Below are 17,334 nucleotides of genomic sequence, written 5' to 3'. Positions count from 1 at the left end.
ACCTGCCCCTTTTCACACAGCTGACAGCCCGGTCAGGCGGAGTATCAGCCCGGCGAGAGCCGCCATGGCAATAACGTGCGTAACCTTCCATTTTAATCTGAAAAGCGCAAACGCAGCGGCGACGGCAATCAGGGCGGCAGGGATATCGATCCCTCCCTTTGCGCCTTCCGGCCATACGGTATGCCAGATAAAAAACAGCCCCAGATTAACAATGACGCCCACTACGGCCGCTGTGATGGCGGTTAAAGGTGCCGTGAAACCCGCCTTGTTGTGGGTCGTTTCGATAAACGGCCCGCCTGCCAGCACGAAAATGAAGGACGGGAGAAAGGTAAACCAGGTCACCATGCAGGCGGCAACGGCGCCGCCGACAAACAGCATATCCGCGCCAAAAACGGCATGGGTATACCCGCCCACAAATCCGACAAACGTGACCACCATAATCAGCGGGCCGGGCGTGGTTTCTCCCAGCGCCAGCCCGTCCATCATCTGCCCGGCAGTCAGCCAGCCAAAATTGACGACAGCACCCTGATAAACGTATGGCAGGACGGCGTAGGCCCCACCGAAGGTAAGGAGCGCAGCCTTGGTAAAGAACCAGCCCATCTGCGTCACCGGATGCGCCCAGCCCAGCCCCAGCGTCAGCACCGTCATGGGAATAAGCCAGAGCAGTGCACCCGCTGCCACAATCCTTAACAGTTTCGCCCAGCTGAACAGGGCATGCGCCGGTACGGGCGTATGATCGTCAATAACCGCAGCATCAACGGCGGCTTTCTCCTGTTTGTTATGCCCGCTGCCGCTGTGAAATTTTTCCGGCGCGATGCGTCCGCCGATAAAGCCAGTTATCGCTGCTGAAATAACGATGACGGGAAAAGGAACGTTCAGGGCGAAAACGGCCACAAAAGCCGCAGCAGCTATGGCCCAGTGGGCACCGTGTTTCAGCGCACGGGAGCCGATGCGATGCGCCGCCTGCAGCACGATTGCCGCCACGGCGGGTTTAATGCCGTAAAAGATACCGGCAATAATGGCAACGTCTCCCCAGGCGATATAGATCCACGACAACGCGATAAGAATAAAAAGTGAGGGAAGGATAAATAACAAACCCGCTATCACTCCGCCCAAGGTCCTGTGCATCAGCCAGCCAATGTAGGTGGCAAGTTGCTGAGCTTCCGGACCGGGCAGCACCATACAGAAATTGAGTGCGTGGAGAAAACGGGACTCGGAAATCCAGCGCCGGTTCTCGACCAGTTCCTGATGCATGATCGCAATCTGTCCGGCAGGACCGCCAAAGCTGATAAAACCCAGCTTCATCCAGAACCAGAACGCCTCCTTCAGGGGGACCGGCTTGGGCTTAACGTTTTCCTCTGCCAGCGTCAGCAACTCCGTTTTGTTCATCATGGCCGGACCTCATTTCAAACGTCGTTAACAGACCGTCAAACAGCGAACAGGCCGCTGTGAGTAATGTGTCATCATCCGTAATGCTTTCACGCAATCCTGCCAGTACACTTTCAACGCCAGCGGCTTCGGGGGGCTGAACCCCGCCAACATCAAGGTAATGCACAAGCATCCCCAGACCATTCAGGGCATCCCCCGTCAGCCCGAAGCGGACCATCAGCACTTCAAAGGTCACACGATTGTCGATGTGGCTGAAGGTCGCGCCATCAAAATCAAACCCCACCGCCTCTTCCGGGCAATCGTTGCCATCCTTAAGCCAGAGAAACTGCGCATCCTGGTCGATAAAACGCCGTATAAGCCAGGCGCTGGCAAGCCTGTCAATCCATGGCCGGCGACGCGTAGCCCAGATCCTGTTATGAAAATCCTCAGGCTTCAGCCGTGTCAGCAAGCCACTGACGGCATGAGGCTCTCCGGGAGAGATGAACCTGTTAATGCCAGCTTCCAGTTCTGACAAGGCAAAAATGGCCTGCGCCTGCGCTTCACCAGGAAAGAAATCAATCGCCACAATCCGATCCAGCTCGCGACGAAGTTTTCTTACCATCTTCAGTTGGCTGACCGCGGTTTCCTCATTAAGGTCGTTTTTACAAACCTGAAGGCTCTCCATCAGGATCAGGTACTGCTGAGAGCGATCGAATAACGGGCGAATTTTCTCTTCGTCGGAAGTCTCTGCGTCAAAAACAAAGGCCGTTCCTCCCTCACCGCTGATTTCACGACTCATCTCGTTAAAAATCTCATGGCTCTGTTGCGCTTCAGGCAACAGATAAACGCCGTCGCGCAGCATGGCGGCACCGGTATTTTTTAATGCCCGCCAGACACGCATACGTAATGTGGCCTGCTCAGTGGGCAGTGTCAGAATAAGGATATGTAGTTTCATAGTGTAGAGATTAATACATATGGTAGAGATTGCTACATATTTTCAGTCTTTCTAACCGTACATATCGCTATCTTTTTATGGTGCTCATAATTGCTCTTATCGGTACCGGTCTTGCTACCGTTGCACTGGGCCTGCTGGCGGGCGACAGGGCAGGGGGAGTCGGGAACGGCGCTGGCAATGAAGATGCTTGCTTATATTCTGGTCGCCCCGGTCGCTGATGCATTATGCGGGCCTTTTTATTCATATCGCCAATACAAGACTTTACATTCCAGCCCTTACATCCTCCCCGGGGGGATGCTAATCTTTTTATACCGTTGTCATTGTCTATTGAGGAAAGCAATCAGCGATGTACCCGATGTTTAAACGTTCGCCCCGTTATGTTCTGATGATCGTCATCATGGCCATTGGCATGATGATGTCGTCGATGGTGACGTTTGCGTCGCACGGTACAAACGGCCTGACAGGCTACGAGATGAATCTGCATGACGCAGAAGTCACCATGTCAATGCAGGATCACTCTCACGATTCGGATATCCCTCAGTCTGGCCACGCAGGCCATCATCAGACAGACCATTTCCATGAAACCCCTGAGCAGCCGCCCTCTGTAGAGATTTCCCTCTCTCCTGTAACAGACAGATGGTTGCCGCTTGCCGATCTTCGTAGCCCGGTTAAGGCCACGGACATCATTTACCGTCCTCCCAGCATCCGCCAGATCTGATCGCTGTTACCGGCAGTTTTTGCTGCCCGGCTTTAATCAACTTCAGATTTAGCGGAGAGGCTATGTATAAAGACTCTATCCAGGCGCGTCGAGAGATTGCGCGTAATTTCACTGCACTCAATTATCGTGTTGATCCCCTGCACTGGCAGACGCTCTGCATGGGCGTTAATCGCGACCTTCAGGCCAAAAAAATGCGTCCGAATGTCCCGGTTCCTTCACGGCGTAAAGTCATTCCGTTCCTGAAAATGATGCATCAGGAAACGGGCTCGATGCTCAAAGCGATCCTTGCCTTTGGCTTTGATGGCCCCTGGACATCCAGCGGCGGTTCATTTCGCCTGGCGCGAGAAATTGGGTTCGACATCGCCCACTATGCGAAAAACATTCACCACAAAAACGGGAAAGTCACCTTCCTGGAAATTGGTGCCGCCTGGGCGGGTTTTCGCGCTGAGGAATGTGCCGGCCATCAGGCGACGATTTCCGGGCTTTCCGGGGAGTTCAGGGAGCAACTTGGGGAAAGCGTATTCCTGCACTTCACTAATCTCACACCGTGGCATGCATCGCTGCCAAAAGGCGTGACTGAGCATCCTTACGTGACAGCAGCCGGGCTGGGAGCGCTGGAAAACAGAGGTGTTCAGGCAGGTGAGGTCGATATTATCTACTCCCAGGCAGCGGCCTATTTCGAACAGGATTACACGGCTTTCCTTCGCAGCGCTGCACGCCTGCTGAAAGAGGATGGCGTCCTGATCTTCAACCATGACCCTGTTCTGGCGAGCGCGATGGATGAAGTCGCCTGGGAGCACGGACTGCGGCTGGTCAGACGTAAGCAAATGGGAGGAATGAATGGCGCGATTGCCCGTTATCACCGGCTTCGTTCGTCCCCGGTAAGTCAGATGGTCTTCCCCGGCGTAAAGCGGGCAGAGGATGAAGAAGTGGTCTGTGAATCACTGGTTATGTCGGCGCTTCGTCGCAACGTAGAGGTGTAACGCCCGATATGTTGACGCGCAGACATTTTCTCACCACCACAGGAGCGTTGCTGATGACAACATTACTGCCGGGGGAAACCCTGGCAGCCTCTCTGGCTGAAAAAGTCAGTGAAACATGGCAAAAAATAAACACCCGCCGCAATCAACAAGAGGCGATAACGCCGGGCTGGGTTTTGCAGTCGCTCGGGCTTAAACCTGGCTCAACTGAACTGCGAAGAGCCATTTTTGAGCTGGTCAGGCGGATACCCTATCAGCTCGGTGCATGGAATGGCGAAAGCATGAGTCTGTTTCAGCAGGGCTTTGGCGACTGCCGTCATAAAGCCGCTGCTGCCGAACGACTGCTGACCGATGGTGGCATTACGGCAAAGCGAAAGCTGGTGCGGTTTGACTGGGCTGATTTGCCTGTACCTGCGGATATTCTGGCAATTTTGCCGCAAACACAGGGATTTCATGACACTGTGGCTTTTGAGCTACAGGGCAAAACATACCTGTTTGATGCCACCTGGGATATGGCCTTGCGCGGAGCGGGTTTCCCGGTGATGCCTTCCTGGGATGGCAACTCTGATACCTGGCCGGTGACTTCCCGGATGTCGACGCAGCAAACCGTACTAATGCCGCAGCCAGGGCAGGACATTTACAGCACTAACCAGATGAGCTGGCCGCAGCGCGAGAAAACCATGGCGTTTAATCAGGCACTGAATAACTGGCTGGAGGTCATTCGGGCTAACCGTGATGACTGGTGCACCATTATCCATAGTGATATTGAAGCCACCCGGTTGAGCCTGAAAACCTGTCTGGGACAACTGAGTTAATTCCCTTCTCGTCAGGAGGGGCTGCGCAGGGAAGCGGCGATAACACCTTCGACACTTTTTATGCTGCTTCAGGTATAACGCTGGGATACCTGAAGCTTTTTTATTTAACATCCAAGATAACAGACGAATCAGTATCCTCCTCACCCGGATAAAGCTTGTCATTTTTTTCAGGTCCCTCTATGCTTTGAATATCCCCCTGGGGGGGATGTGATTTCAAACCAAGAGATTTCCTGATGCTCAACATTCTTTCTAATCGTACCTATCGCCACCTGTTTATGGCACAGGTTATCGCCCTTATTGGCACCGGTCTGGCGACCGTTGCGTTAGGGTTACTGGCCTACGATCTCGCAGGTGACAGAGCCGGGGCAGTGCTGGGTACCGCGCTGGCTATCAAAATGAGCGCCTATATTCTTGTTGCGCCCGTGGCGGCGGCTTTTGCCGATAAATTCCCGCGTCGCACCATGCTGGTAACACTGGACCTGGTTCGCGCTCTCGTGGCTATCACGCTGCCTTTTGTCACCCAGATATGGGAAATCTACATCCTGATCTTCATTCTTCAGGCTGCCTCGGCGGCGTTTACGCCTACTTTCCAGGCAACTATCCCGGATATTCTTCCTGACGAACGTGAATATACCCGGGCGCTGTCTCTGTCACGTCTGGCCTACGATCTTGAAAGCGTCATCAGCCCTATGCTGGCGGCTGCACTGCTGACGGTCATGAGTTTCCACAACCTGTTTGCCGGTACGGCAGTCGGGTTCCTTGCTTCAGCAGCTCTGGTTGTTTCCGTGACACTGCCGAAGATGAAAGCGTTAACGGTCAAACGCAGCATCTATGACAAAACTACACGAGGTATGCGCATCTTCCTGAAAACGCCCAGACTGCGCGGCCTGCTGGCACTCAACATGGCCGTAGCGGCAGCGAGTGCAATGGTTATCGTCAACACCGTCGTTCTGGTTCAGGCGGACTTTGGTTTCTCACAGCGGTCTACCGCTATTGCGCTGGCCTTCTTCGGCGTGGGGTCCATGGTATCGGCCCTGGTTCTCCCCAGACTCCTCGACAACATGAGCGACCGTATGCCGATGCTTGCAGGTACGGCGCTTTTAGTCATTGGCCTGGGGTCAGGCATTTTCCTGAAGGATTACATCACGCTGGTTGTGCTCTGGGCACTGCTGGGGGTGGGCTATTCACTTTCTCAGACACCGGGTGGTCGCCTGCTGCGCCGTTCGTCAACAGCGGAAGACAGACCGGCGCTGTTTGCCGCCCAGTTTGCACTGTCACATTCATGCTGGCTGGTGACTTATCCGCTGGCCGGATGGGTTGGTGCGGCATGGGGGACACAGGCTTCATTCATCGCCCTGACTGTTGTGGCAACATTGTCGCTGGTCACCGCCGTACTTATCTGGCGTCCTGAGCATGAAGTGTACGCTCAGGTTCACAGCCACAAAGACCCGGAAACAAACAACGAATCGACCCATGAGCATGATTTCGTCATTGACGATGAACATCCGTCCTGGCCGAAGAAAGAGAAGTAATTTCCCAAAAAAAGACAACGTATCAGGAGAGGATAAGCCGATAAAAAGTGTGACCATGGCGTTGATACACATTATCTTATCCCTTCCACCTGGAGAGGATAAACCATGACCGTTCATGCATCACACCCTGACATTATTAAAAGACTTAAACGTGCCGCAGGGCACCTGAAAAGTACCATCCAGATGCTCGAAGATGAGAAAGCATGTCTGGATATCGCCCAGCAACTGCACGCTGTGGAAAAGGCGATAACGAATGCGAAGCGTACCTTAATTCATGACCATCTGGATCACTGCCTGGAGGATGCCCTTCATGCTGACCACACGGAGTCTGATAAGACGCTTAGCGAATTTAAAGAGATAACTAAATATCTTTAAGGCAAGCGAAACATGACTGATTTTTCCACTCTTTTACAGCAAGGCGTGGCCAATGCCTGGCTGTTCATCCCCAGCGCTATTTTGCTCGGTGCGCTTCACGGACTGGAGCCAGGGCATTCCAAAACGATGATGGCCGCCTTTATTGTGGCCATCCGGGGAACGGTCAAGCAAGCGGTATTACTGGGGCTTGCCGCGACAATTTCTCATACGTCTGTTGTCTGGCTCATTGCGTTCGGCGGAATGTATATCAGTCAGAAATTCACTGCTGAATCAGCCGAACCCTGGTTTCAGCTGATTTCCGCCGTCATCATTCTCGGTACGGCGGCATGGATGTTCTGGCGAACCTGGCGCGGCGAAAAGCTGTGGAAGATGGAGCAGGAAGAGGAACACAGCCACGGTCATCACGATCATGACGAAACCCGCATCATCGATACGGGCCATGGCAGCGTTGAACTCTCGATTTTCGAAGAAGGACAACCCCCTCACTGGCGTTTACGCTCGCTCAGCGGCAAGAAATGGGAAGCTCGCGACATTTCTCTGGTGACCAACCGTGGTCCAGGGACATTTTCACAGGTATTTGATTTCGTCGAAAAAGACGGGTTTATGGAATCGGCCCTGGCGATCCCGGAGCCACACAGCTTTGATGTTCGCCTGTCTTTAGGCCATCGCGGCCATGTGCATGATTATGATGTGGAATTCCGTGAACATGAACACGACCACGATCATTCCTCGCTGGAAGGTCTGGATGTTAATTCTCGCGAATATCAGGATGCTCACGAAAAAGCGCATGCGAACGACATCAAAAAACGTTTTGCGAATCGCAGCGTAACCACCGGACAAATAATCCTGTTCGGCCTGACCGGCGGCCTTATTCCTTGCCCGGCAGCCATTACCGTTTTGCTGCTCTGCATCCAGGTGAAGGAATTTACGCTCGGTGCCGCGCTGGTACTGTGTTTCAGCATCGGTTTAGCGATCACGCTGGTTTCAGTGGGCGCAGCGGCGGCTTTCAGCGTTCGTCAGGCAACCAAACGCTGGAGTGGCCTGGATACGCTGGCGCGGCGGGCTCCATACTTCTCAAGCGTACTGATTGCACTTGTCGGCATTTACATGGGCTATCACGGCTGGATCGGCGTAACGAGCTGATTTTCTCCTGTATGAATCTCACGCCTGAACCCACCAACCGGTGGGTTTTATATTTCTGAAGCCCATCATATTTTTATCCCCCTGCCGGGGATAGGAATTGAGCTTTTATAGCCGCTCATTTATCATCGACAATATCCCCCATGGGGGATGTAAAATTATAAATGGAATCTGCTATGCAAAAACAATATTTCAGTCAGTTCGTCACCGGAGTGTTACTCACTTCGTTCATCGCCATTCCTGCTCTGGCAGCGCAAGGTGGCTTCTCCGCAGAGAAAGAGCCTGTCGTCACTGAGCACATGTATGCCGGTCATAAAGTTCAGCAGGAGAATAGTCAAAGCCGGATTCAGATCGTATCGTCAATGCACGAAGGGGCGTGGATCACACTGGAAGGCAATGTTGTCAGCCAGCAGCAGGACGAGTGGTATACGTTCCGCGACCCAACCGGTACCATCAAAGTCCGCATCCCGCAGAAAGTCTGGAACGGGCAGCACTTCGATGCTCAGGACCTGGTACGGGTCAGTGGACCGGTAAGCCATGAAAATGATGGTTCAATTTTATATGTTGCAGTTATCAGCAAACCCTAAAACACAATTCTGACGGGCTATGTTTTTTTATATATATAGTTCGTCAACCAAACGTCCGCTTCTCGCTCTTAGCGGACATTAGCATAGGCTATTTACCATAACGCCGCATTACGCGCACCGCCCAGACTGACTCAGCGCGTTTCTGGCATATCCCCGGTAAAACAAGTAACAAACCACCCGAAAATGAACACCAGAAACGCGACTTAAGAATCTACCCTATGAATGGATATGCACTCAACCGAATCGATCTTGGTTTCAATCTTTTTTATCGGGATCAGGCTTCTTTTTAGGTAACTTCGGGGGCTTAACTTGCTGATGACTTTGCGTTCGGCGCGTAAGCCAGGGATGGTCAGCTTTAGGTTTAACATAGTATTTTGAGCGTAAATCAATACGGGCATTATCCACTCGTTCATGGACACTCTTTTCATCATCCAGTGGTATAGGCTCCGGGCCATCAACATACTTTTCCCAGCCCAGCGCTTTCCCGTCATACAGAACGTTAATTTCACCGTCAAAGTTCTCGCATACAGTAACAACCGAATGCCTAAGTCGATATCCCCGGCCCTCACTGCGTACCTGAAACGCACTGCTTTTGTACTGGAAAGTGAGATTTTTAGACAGAACGCGCTTCGCCTGTAGGCTGAAGATATAACCCAGTTCCTCTTCAGAATGGTGCACATCAAGATGAGCATTATCAGTAGTACGAGGCGACGTAGCGAACCGGTTGTTATAGGCTTCAATAAAGGTCGGCAACCATGCATTTGCTGTTTCAATATCACTGATATTCTGAAGCCGCATTTCTTTGACCAGCCTGTCCTGTAGTGTCTGATTGGCGCGCTCTACCCGCCCTTTTGCCTGCGGGCTGTTGGCATGGATTGGCTCGATGCCCAGTGTCTTTATCGCACGAGTGAACTGGGTCAGCTCACCTTCCCGCTCTGGGTTATTTACCCTGAATATACTGTGTCTATCAGAGTAGAGAGCGAGCGGTACGCCATGATCATTAAGGTAACCCCGGAGGGTTTCCATGTAAGCCCGGGTTGTTTCAGCAGGCACAAAACGCAACGCCATCAACGCACTGGTGGCATCATCAATGAAAACGATCAGTGTACATCTGGGGCCTCGATTTTCAAACCAGTCATGAGGTGAGCCATCAATCTGGATCAGTTCACCGTAAGATGGTCGTCGCATGCGGCGTTGATATATACGGGCAATTTTACGACGGCGTTCACGCCATAACCCCTCTTCTATCATCCACTTTCTGAGAGTTTCAACGGATAAAGATAAACCGTGTATCTCGCGCAATTTTTCGCACGCAAACGTAGGTCCAAAATCAGCGTAACGGCCTTTGAGGAGTGAAATTACTGTTGCTCTGAATTCAGTAGAAAAGGAATTATTAGGACGCTTTCCACGTCGGTGGGAAACCAGACCAGAAGGCCCTTCATTTCTATACCGTTGCACCAGACGTTTAACCTGCCGAATAGAAATGCCAATGCGTGCCGCAGCTTGTTCCTGAGTAATATGTCGATTAATTGACTCCTGAATAATCTGAAGTCGGTGGAGTTCCTTATGACTCATCGTAACAGTCTCTTTGATCATGAAAAATCCCCCAGAGAATTGTCTGGGGACATTTTAGAATGGTTCAAAGGGGACATTACAGCTTGGTGTTAACACAGATATCACAAGCCTCGCCCAGCGGGCGGGGCTTATGTTAGCATTACCCCCTCGATTCACCTTTCCCGCGAACCAGAGCCTAACTCCAGATGAGCTACCAGGTCTTAGCCCGCAAATGGCGCCCCCAAACTTTTGCTGATGTTGTCGGCCAGCAACACGTACTGACCGCGCTGGCTAATGGTTTGTCGCTGGGCCGCATCCACCATGCGTATCTTTTTTCCGGCACTCGTGGGGTGGGGAAAACCTCAATCGCCCGTCTGCTGGCGAAAGGGCTGAATTGCGAAACCGGTATTACCGCGACCCCTTGTGGCGTCTGCGATAACTGCCGCGAAATAGAACAGGGCCGCTTTGTCGACCTGATTGAGATAGACGCCGCCTCGCGCACCAAAGTAGAAGACACCCGCGATCTGCTGGACAACGTGCAGTACGCCCCCGCGCGTGGCCGCTTTAAAGTCTACCTTATTGACGAAGTGCACATGCTCTCGCGCCACAGCTTTAACGCGCTGCTTAAGACGCTGGAAGAGCCGCCTCCGCACGTAAAATTCCTGCTGGCCACTACCGATCCGCAAAAGCTGCCGGTGACCATTCTTTCTCGCTGCCTGCAATTCCACCTGAAAGCGCTGGACGTCGAACAGATCCGCCATCAGTTGGAGCACATTCTTGGTGAAGAGAAGGTCGTGAGCGAGCCCCGCGCGCTGCAGCTGTTAGCCCGCGCGGCGGACGGCAGCCTGCGTGATGCGCTGAGCCTCACCGACCAGGCGATTGCCAGCGGCGACGGGCAGGTCACAACCGCCGCCGTCAGCGCAATGCTCGGCACGCTGGATGATGACCAGGCGCTGTCGCTGATTGAAGCTGTCGTCCAGGCTGACGGCCAGCGAGTCATGGCATTGCTGAACGACGCAGCCGCGCGCGGCGTGGAGTGGGAAGCTCTGCTGGTAGAAATGTCCGCGCTGTTGCACCGCGTGGCGATGGTTCAGCTTTCTCCGTCCGCCCTTGGCAGCGATATGGCAGCCATCGAACAGCGCATGCGAGAGCTTGCCCGCGTTGTTCCCCCGGCCGACGTGCAGCTTTATTACCAGACATTGCTGATTGGCCGCAAAGAGCTGCCGTGGGCGCCGGATCGCCGAATGGGCGTAGAAATGACGCTGCTGCGCGCGCTGGCTTTCCATCCGCGCAAGCCGCTGCCTGAGCCGGAAGCACCTCGCCAGGCGGCAAGCATTCCCGTGATTAACCCGGTCTCACACCAGCCAGCGGTAAGGCAGCAGCAGGCGGCACCGCCGCCGGACAGGGAAGCCTCTCCGCTGCCGGATGCCACCAGCCAGATCCTCCAGGCGCGCAGCCAACTGATGCGCCAGCAGGAGGCTGATAAAGCAAAAAAGAATGAGCCGGCAGCGCAACGACTAGCGCGGCCGGCAAAAAGCTCCGCGCTGGAACGTTTGGCCTCGGTGACCGAACGCGTTCAGGCGCGCCCTGCGCCGACGGCGCTGGAAAAACCAGCGAAGCCTGAAGCCTATCGCTGGAAGGCACAAAATCCGACGGAAGTCGCCCCTGAACCGGTCGCTACACCCAAGGCGCTGAAAAAGGCGCTTGAGCATGAAAAAACGCCGGAGCTGGCGCAGAAGCTGGCCGAAGAGGCTATCGAGCGCGATGAATGGGCGGCGGAAATCAATCAGCTGGTGCTGCCAAAGCTGGTACAACAGCTGGCGCTTAACGCCTGGAAAGAGGTGGACGGCAACCGGGTTTGCCTGCATTTGCGTCCTGGCCAGCGCCACCTGAATTCGCCATCGGCGCAAAAAACGCTGTCAGATGCCCTGAGTTCGCACCATGGCGAAGCGATAGAACTGACTATTATTGAAGATGATAATCTGGCTCGCCGCACGCCGCTGGAGTGGCGTCAGGCTATCTACGAAGAGAAGCTGGCGCAGGCGCGCGAGGCGATGAGCAACGACAGCAATATTCAGACTCTGCAAAGGTTCTTTGATGCTGAGCTGGATGAAGATAGTATTCGCCCTGTTTGATATGCCTCGCCTGGCGCGGCATAGTGTGAAACCCTGATAGCCACTCTCGCATTCTGTGAGGGCTGGCCCGATGAAAGAGAGAAGATTATGTTTGGAAAAGGCGGTCTGGGTAACCTGATGAAGCAGGCCCAGCAGATGCAGGAAAAAATGGCCCAGGCTCAGGAAGAAATCGCCAACATGGAAGTCACCGGCGAGTCCGGCGCGGGCCTGGTGAAAGTGACCATCAACGGGGCGCACAACTGCCGCCGTGTCGAAATCGACCCAAGCCTGATGGAAGATGACAAAGAGATGGTTGAAGACCTGGTTGCCGCAGCCTTCAACGATGCCGCTCGCCGTATCGGCGAAGCGCAGAAAGAAAAAATGGCTGGGGTGTCCAACGGCATGCAGTTGCCACCGGGCTTCAAAATGCCATTCTGATGCTTTTCCGCCTTCTCCCGCCCGGGAGAAGGCCGTTTTCTTACTCCTCGTCCAGCGCCTGATAGCTCTCCGCCAGAAAATCAATTAACGCCCGCACCGCCGGTAACTGCCCTCGTCGTGAAGGGAAGACCGCATGCACGATCTCCATTCTTGCTCGCCATTCTGGCAACACGTGAACCAGCTTGCCCTGCGCCAGCGCGTCGTTAAGCATCAGCTTCGGGAGCTGCACGACGCCAATCCCGTTCAGCGCCGCGGTACGCAGCGCGATCATATCCGTCGTCACATAGCGGGGCTTGTGGTGAACAATCACCTCCTGCTGTTCCGGGCCAAACAGGCACCAGCGATAAGTTTGCTGCGGCCTGTCCAGCGCCAGGCTTGGCCAGTGGGCGAGATCTGTAGGTGCCGCAGGCATACCCTGGCGGGCGACCAGATCCGGGCTGGCGACCAGGCACATGCTGCGGGTGGCCAGCTTGCGCATCACCGGGTCGCTGTCTTCCAGCGGCAAAGGACGCACGCGAATAGCTAAATCAACGTTTTCGTTCAGCACGTCCACGCGGCGGTTGGTTTCCTCAAGCTGAATCACAATCTGCGGATAAAGCTGCATAAAGCGCGCCAGCATATCGCCGACGTGGACATGCAGCAGCGCTATCGGGCAGGTGAGGCGGATCAGCCCTCGCGGCTCTGACTTGAGCGTGTCGATGGCTTCCTGCGCCGCTTCTGCTTCAATCATCATTGCCTTGCAGTGGCGGTAGAAAATATGCCCGGCTTCGGTGACCGTGAAGCTCCGCGTCGAGCGCTGCAGCAGGCGGGTTTCAAGCCGCTCTTCCAGCAGCGCAATGCGGCGGCTCAGGCGGGACTTTGGAATGTCGATAACCCGGCTGGCGGGGGAAAAACCGCCGTGGTCTACCACCTGCACGAAGTACCACAGATCGTTTAGGTCCTGCATTTCTATTGTCCTGATTATGGAACACTGAGTCCATTTTAGCACTCTACCGGGCTGAGCGTCTGACGGGTAAGCTTTATCCCATCAGAAACAACCCTTGTGGAGAGAATCATGAAATCAATTCTTGGCGTCTACACCGCACCGGCTTCCCACTGGGTGGGGGATGGTTTCCCGGTTCGGTCGCTGTTTTCGTACTCAAAATTTGCCGAGCAGCTTAGCCCGTTCCTGCTGCTGGACTACGCGGGCCCGGCGGAATTTAAGCCGAGCAATAAAGGCCAGCGCGGCGTGGATCAGCATCCGCATCGTGGCTTTGAAACCGTGACCATCGTCTACAAAGGCGAAGTGGCGCATCGCGATAACGCGGGCAACGGCGGTGTGATTGGTCCGGGTGACGTGCAGTGGATGACCGCCGGGAGCGGCATCCTTCACGAGGAATACCATTCTCCGGCATTCAGCGAAGCGGGCGGCAGCCTGGAAATGGTGCAGCTGTGGGTTAACCTGCCTGCAAAAGACAAAATGACCGCGCCTGGCTATCAGCCGATTACCGACGGCGATATTCCGGTGGTCGATTTGCCGGACAATGCCGGTAAGGTTCGCGTGATTGCCGGTGAGTTTGACGGAACCAAAGGCCCGGCCAGGACCTTCTCGCCAATCAGCATTTGGGATTTGCGCCTGAACCCACAAGGCGTTACGCAGTTGGCGGTGAAAGACGGCTGGAACACGGCGCTGGTGGTGTTGAAAGGCACGGTGCTGGTCAACGGTGAAGAGGTGGCGCGTGAAGCACAGCTGGTAGTGCTGGATGCCAAAGGCGAAAGCGTGACCCTCGAAGCCAATAATGACGCGGTGGTTCTGTTGCTCAGCGGTGAGCCTCTGAATGAGCCTGTGGTGGGTTATGGCCCGTTCGTGATGAACACCAAAGAGGAGATTCATCAGGCCATCGATGATTTTAATCAGGGCCGTTTCGGCAAAGACATCGCGTAAACATTTCCCCCGGCGAGCCTTCGTGCGGGGGATATCTTTTCCTATACCCATCCGCGGGGCTAATGTTAGGCTATAGCCCACTTTTTTCTCACAAGCCCGAGCGATGCAAACCAGTCCTTTACTCTCAGCCCTTATGGAATCCCTGCGCTGCCTGCCCGGCGTTGGCCCGAAATCCGCCCAGCGTATGGCGTTTGCCCTGTTGCAGCGCGACCGCAGCGGCGGCATGCGTCTGGCTCAGGCGCTGACCCGCGCCATGTCCGAGATTGGCCACTGTGCGGATTGCCGTACCTTTACCGAGCAGGAAGTTTGCTCCATTTGCTCCAATCCACGTCGCCAGGAAAACGGCCAGATTTGCGTGGTGGAGAGCCCGGCGGATATTCACGCCATCGAGCAAACCGGCCAGTTCTCAGGCCGCTACTTTGTCTTAATGGGGCACCTCTCGCCGCTGGACGGCATTGGCCCGAACGATATTGGACTGGATCGCCTTGAGCAGCGCCTTGCCAGCGAGCCGATGAAAGAAGTTATTCTTGCCACTAATCCGACGGTAGAAGGCGAAGCCACGGCGAACTACATTGCCGAGCTGTGCGCGCAGTACGGCGTTGAAGCCAGCCGTATCGCCCACGGGGTGCCGGTGGGCGGCGAGCTGGAAATGGTGGATGGCACCACGCTTTCACACTCGCTGCTGGGTCGCCATAAGATTAATTTTTAATCGGTTGGGGGAGGTTTTTGCCTCCTCCAGCTTGAAAAGGCACAAATCGCTACCATATCCCCCTCAACGTTTTCTTCATCCCGTATGATTTTGTTGAGGTATCAATGACCATGAAAGGACAAGAGACCCGCGGTTTTCAGTCAGAGGTAAAACAGCTTCTGCACCTGATGATCCATTCTCTCTATTCAAACAAAGAAATCTTCCTGCGTGAGCTGATCTCCAACGCCTCCGATGCGGCAGACAAGCTGCGCTTTCGCGCCCTGTCTGACGCCAGCCTTTACGAAGGTGACGGTGAACTGCGCGTTCGCGTCTCTTTTAACAAAGACAACCGTACCCTGACTATTGCCGATAACGGCATCGGCATGACCCGTGATGAAGTTATCGATCATCTGGGCACCATTGCTAAATCCGGCACCAAGGCTTTCCTCGAGTCCATGGGGTCTGACCAGGCGAAAGACAGCCAGCTTATCGGCCAGTTCGGCGTAGGCTTCTATTCTGCGTTTATCGTGGCGGACAAAGTCACCGTTCGCACTCGCGCCGCCGGTGCCAGCGCGGAGCAGGGCGTGTTCTGGGAGTCTGAAGGCGCGGGTGAATACACCGTGGCCGACATTGAGAAAGTCGATCGTGGTACCGAAATCACGCTGCATCTGCGTGAAGGCGAAGATGAGTTCCTCGACGACTGGCGCGTTCGTTCCATTATCAGCAAATATTCTGACCACATCGCTCTGCCGGTTGAGATTGAACAGCAGGAAGAAAAAGACGGTGAGACCATCGTTAGCTGGGAAAAAATCAACAAAGCTCAGGCGCTGTGGACCCGCAGCAAATCCGAAGTTAGCGATGACGAATACAAAGAGTTCTACAAGCACATCGCCCACGACTTTACCGACCCGCTGGCCTGGAGCCACAACCGCGTAGAAGGGAAGCAGGAATACACCAGCCTGTTGTACATCCCTGCGCAGGCGCCGTGGGATATGTGGAACCGTGACCACAAACACGGGCTGAAACTCTACGTGCAGCGCGTGTTTATCATGGACGATGCCGAGCAGTTCATGCCGAACTACCTGCGCTTCGTGCGTGGCCTGATAGATTCTAACGATCTGCCGCTGAACGTTTCCCGTGAAATCCTGCAGGACAGCCGCGTGACCCAGAACCTGCGCAGCGCGCTGACCAAGCGTGTGCTGCAGATGCTGGACAAGCTGGCGAAAGACGATGCTGAGAAATACCAGACCTTCTGGAAAAACTTTGGCCTGGTGTTGAAAGAAGGCCCGGCGGAAGATAACGCGAACCAGGAAGCTATCGCTAAACTGCTGCGCTTCGCGACCACGCACAACGACTCCTCCGCGCAGACCGTGTCGCTGGAAGAGTATGTCTCCCGCATGAAAGAAGGCCAGGAGAAGATCTACTACATCACCGCGGACAGCTACGCGGCGGCGAAGAGCAGCCCACACCTGGAACTGCTGCGTAAGAAAGGCATCGAAGTCCTGCTGCTTTCCGATCGCATCGACGAGTGGATGATGAGCTACCTGACCGAGTTCGACGGGAAAGCGTTCCAGTCAGTCAGCAAGACCGATGAATCACTGGATAAATTGACGGACGAAGAAACCGAAGAAGCGAAAGAAGCTGAGAAGGCGCTGGAGCCGTTCGTGGACCGCGTGAAAACCCTGCTGGGCGAGCGTGTGAAGGAAGTGCGTCTGACGCATCGCCTGACCGATACCCCGGCGATCGTCACCACCGACAGCAACGACATGAGCACCCAGATGGCGAAACTGTTTGCCGCTGCGGGCCAGGAAGTGCCGGAAGTGAAGTACATCTTCGAGCTTAACCCGGAGCATGCGCTGGTGAAACGCGCTGCGGATACGCAGGATGACGCGCAGTTTAGCGAGTGGGTTGAGCTGCTGCTTGACCAGGCGCTGTTAGCTGAGCGCGGCCAGCTGGAAGATCCTAACCAGTTCATCCGCCGCATGAACCAGCTGCTGGTTTCTTAAGTCCGATTGATTATCTGACAAAACCACCTGTATAGACAGGTGGTTTTTTTTCACTTAAATATTCAGGCACAGTAACTGCAGAAAATTTCATGCTTTAAAAAGTAAGGTTATTTTTCTGTCGGAATACGGGCTATGGATGT

Annotated in this window: 16 protein-coding genes and 1 other annotated feature; of the genes, 12 read left to right on the top strand and 4 right to left on the bottom strand. The window is 54.5% G+C overall.

Translation table 11 applies throughout. The features are described from left to right. Positions 1 to 12: 12 nt before the first annotated feature. Both chrA and A936_RS18010 read right to left on the bottom strand, forming a co-directional pair. Complete coding sequence (gene chrA, locus A936_RS18015; protein ID WP_004196363.1) at positions 13 to 1,389, bottom strand: chromate efflux transporter; 1,377 nt, start codon at positions 1,387 to 1,389, stop codon at positions 13 to 15. Beyond that, positions 1,346 to 2,269 (bottom strand): chromate resistance protein ChrB domain-containing protein, encoded by a 924-nt coding sequence (locus tag A936_RS18010; RefSeq protein WP_008460269.1) that lies wholly within the window; start codon positions 2,267 to 2,269, stop codon positions 1,346 to 1,348. Before A936_RS18010 ends, chrA begins: the two co-directional genes overlap by 44 nt. Positions 2,270 to 2,669: 400 nt before the next feature. Here A936_RS18010 and A936_RS18005 point away from each other — a divergent pair, with 400 nt between their 5' ends. The 7 genes from A936_RS18005 to A936_RS17975 all read left to right on the top strand — a co-directional run bounded on the left by A936_RS18005 (position 2,670) and on the right by A936_RS17975 (position 8,470). Further along, positions 2,670 to 3,041 (top strand): hypothetical protein, encoded by a 372-nt coding sequence (locus A936_RS18005; protein WP_004196359.1) that lies wholly within the window; start codon positions 2,670 to 2,672, stop codon positions 3,039 to 3,041. 62 nt (positions 3,042 to 3,103) lie between these two features. Beyond that, the gene (locus tag A936_RS18000) at positions 3,104 to 4,024 is read left to right on the top strand and encodes a methyltransferase domain-containing protein (RefSeq protein WP_004196315.1); all 921 of its coding nucleotides are present in this window, start codon (positions 3,104 to 3,106) and stop codon (positions 4,022 to 4,024) included. Between the two features lie 53 nt (positions 4,025 to 4,077). Then, positions 4,078 to 4,836 carry a hypothetical protein gene (locus tag A936_RS17995; RefSeq protein WP_004196325.1) on the top strand — a complete coding sequence of 253 codons (759 nt, stop codon included), beginning with the start codon at positions 4,078 to 4,080 and terminating at the stop codon, positions 4,834 to 4,836. A gap of 233 nt (positions 4,837 to 5,069) precedes the next feature. Continuing rightward, positions 5,070 to 6,368 (top strand): nickel resistance membrane nickel efflux protein NcrA, encoded by a 1,299-nt coding sequence (ncrA, locus tag A936_RS17990; protein ID WP_004196314.1) that lies wholly within the window; start codon positions 5,070 to 5,072, stop codon positions 6,366 to 6,368. 105 nt (positions 6,369 to 6,473) lie between these two features. Then, on the top strand, positions 6,474 to 6,743 hold the full coding sequence (locus A936_RS17985) for a nickel-sensing transcriptional repressor NcrB (RefSeq protein WP_004196355.1): 270 nt from the start codon (positions 6,474 to 6,476) through the stop codon (positions 6,741 to 6,743). 12 nt (positions 6,744 to 6,755) lie between these two features. Next, complete coding sequence (locus A936_RS17980; RefSeq protein ID WP_004196366.1) at positions 6,756 to 7,886, top strand: Ni(II)/Co(II) efflux transporter permease subunit NcrC; 1,131 nt, start codon at positions 6,756 to 6,758, stop codon at positions 7,884 to 7,886. 161 nt (positions 7,887 to 8,047) lie between these two features. After that, a complete protein-coding gene (locus A936_RS17975) occupies positions 8,048 to 8,470 on the top strand; it encodes a nickel resistance OB fold protein NcrY (RefSeq protein ID WP_032072095.1) in 423 nt (140 codons plus the stop codon). 255 nt (positions 8,471 to 8,725) lie between these two features. Here A936_RS17975 and A936_RS17970 read toward each other — a convergent pair whose 3' ends face one another. Beyond that, the gene (locus tag A936_RS17970; RefSeq protein ID WP_004196353.1) at positions 8,726 to 10,066 is read right to left on the bottom strand and encodes an IS1202-like element ISEsa1 family transposase; all 1,341 of its coding nucleotides are present in this window, start codon (positions 10,064 to 10,066) and stop codon (positions 8,726 to 8,728) included. Between the two features lie 164 nt (positions 10,067 to 10,230). Here A936_RS17970 and dnaX point away from each other — a divergent pair, with 164 nt between their 5' ends. Further along, positions 10,231 to 12,159 (top strand): DNA polymerase III subunit gamma/tau, encoded by a 1,929-nt coding sequence (dnaX, locus tag A936_RS17965; RefSeq protein ID WP_008460262.1) that lies wholly within the window; start codon positions 10,231 to 10,233, stop codon positions 12,157 to 12,159. Further along, positions 11,495 to 11,559, top strand: a sequence feature (DnaX frameshifting element). (Overlaps the previous gene by 65 nt.) 87 nt (positions 12,160 to 12,246) lie before the next feature. Then, on the top strand, positions 12,247 to 12,576 hold the full coding sequence (locus A936_RS17960) for a YbaB/EbfC family nucleoid-associated protein (RefSeq protein ID WP_008460260.1): 330 nt from the start codon (positions 12,247 to 12,249) through the stop codon (positions 12,574 to 12,576). Between the two features lie 40 nt (positions 12,577 to 12,616). Here A936_RS17960 and A936_RS17955 read toward each other — a convergent pair whose 3' ends face one another. Next, entirely contained in the window at positions 12,617 to 13,522 is a 906-nt protein-coding gene (locus tag A936_RS17955; protein WP_008460258.1) for a LysR family transcriptional regulator, read from the bottom strand. Positions 13,523 to 13,630: 108 nt separating this feature from the next. Between A936_RS17955 and A936_RS17950 the strand changes: the two genes are divergently transcribed. The 3 genes from A936_RS17950 to htpG all read left to right on the top strand — a co-directional run bounded on the left by A936_RS17950 (position 13,631) and on the right by htpG (position 17,194). Next, a complete protein-coding gene (locus A936_RS17950; RefSeq protein WP_008460257.1) occupies positions 13,631 to 14,500 on the top strand; it encodes a pirin family protein in 870 nt (289 codons plus the stop codon). 103 nt (positions 14,501 to 14,603) lie between these two features. Beyond that, complete coding sequence (gene recR, locus A936_RS17945) at positions 14,604 to 15,209, top strand: recombination mediator RecR (protein ID WP_008460255.1); 606 nt, start codon at positions 14,604 to 14,606, stop codon at positions 15,207 to 15,209. A 110-nt stretch (positions 15,210 to 15,319) separates the two neighbouring features. After that, the gene (htpG, locus tag A936_RS17940) at positions 15,320 to 17,194 is read left to right on the top strand and encodes a molecular chaperone HtpG (RefSeq protein WP_008460253.1); all 1,875 of its coding nucleotides are present in this window, start codon (positions 15,320 to 15,322) and stop codon (positions 17,192 to 17,194) included. The last annotated feature ends 140 nt before the right edge of the window (positions 17,195 to 17,334 follow it).

This window comes from Enterobacter sp. Ag1 (assembly GCA_000277545.1).
GTDB lineage: Bacteria > Pseudomonadota > Gammaproteobacteria > Enterobacterales > Enterobacteriaceae > Cedecea.
The sequence above is the reverse complement of the archived record's forward strand: the minus strand, read 5'-3'. Positions and strand labels throughout refer to the sequence as shown.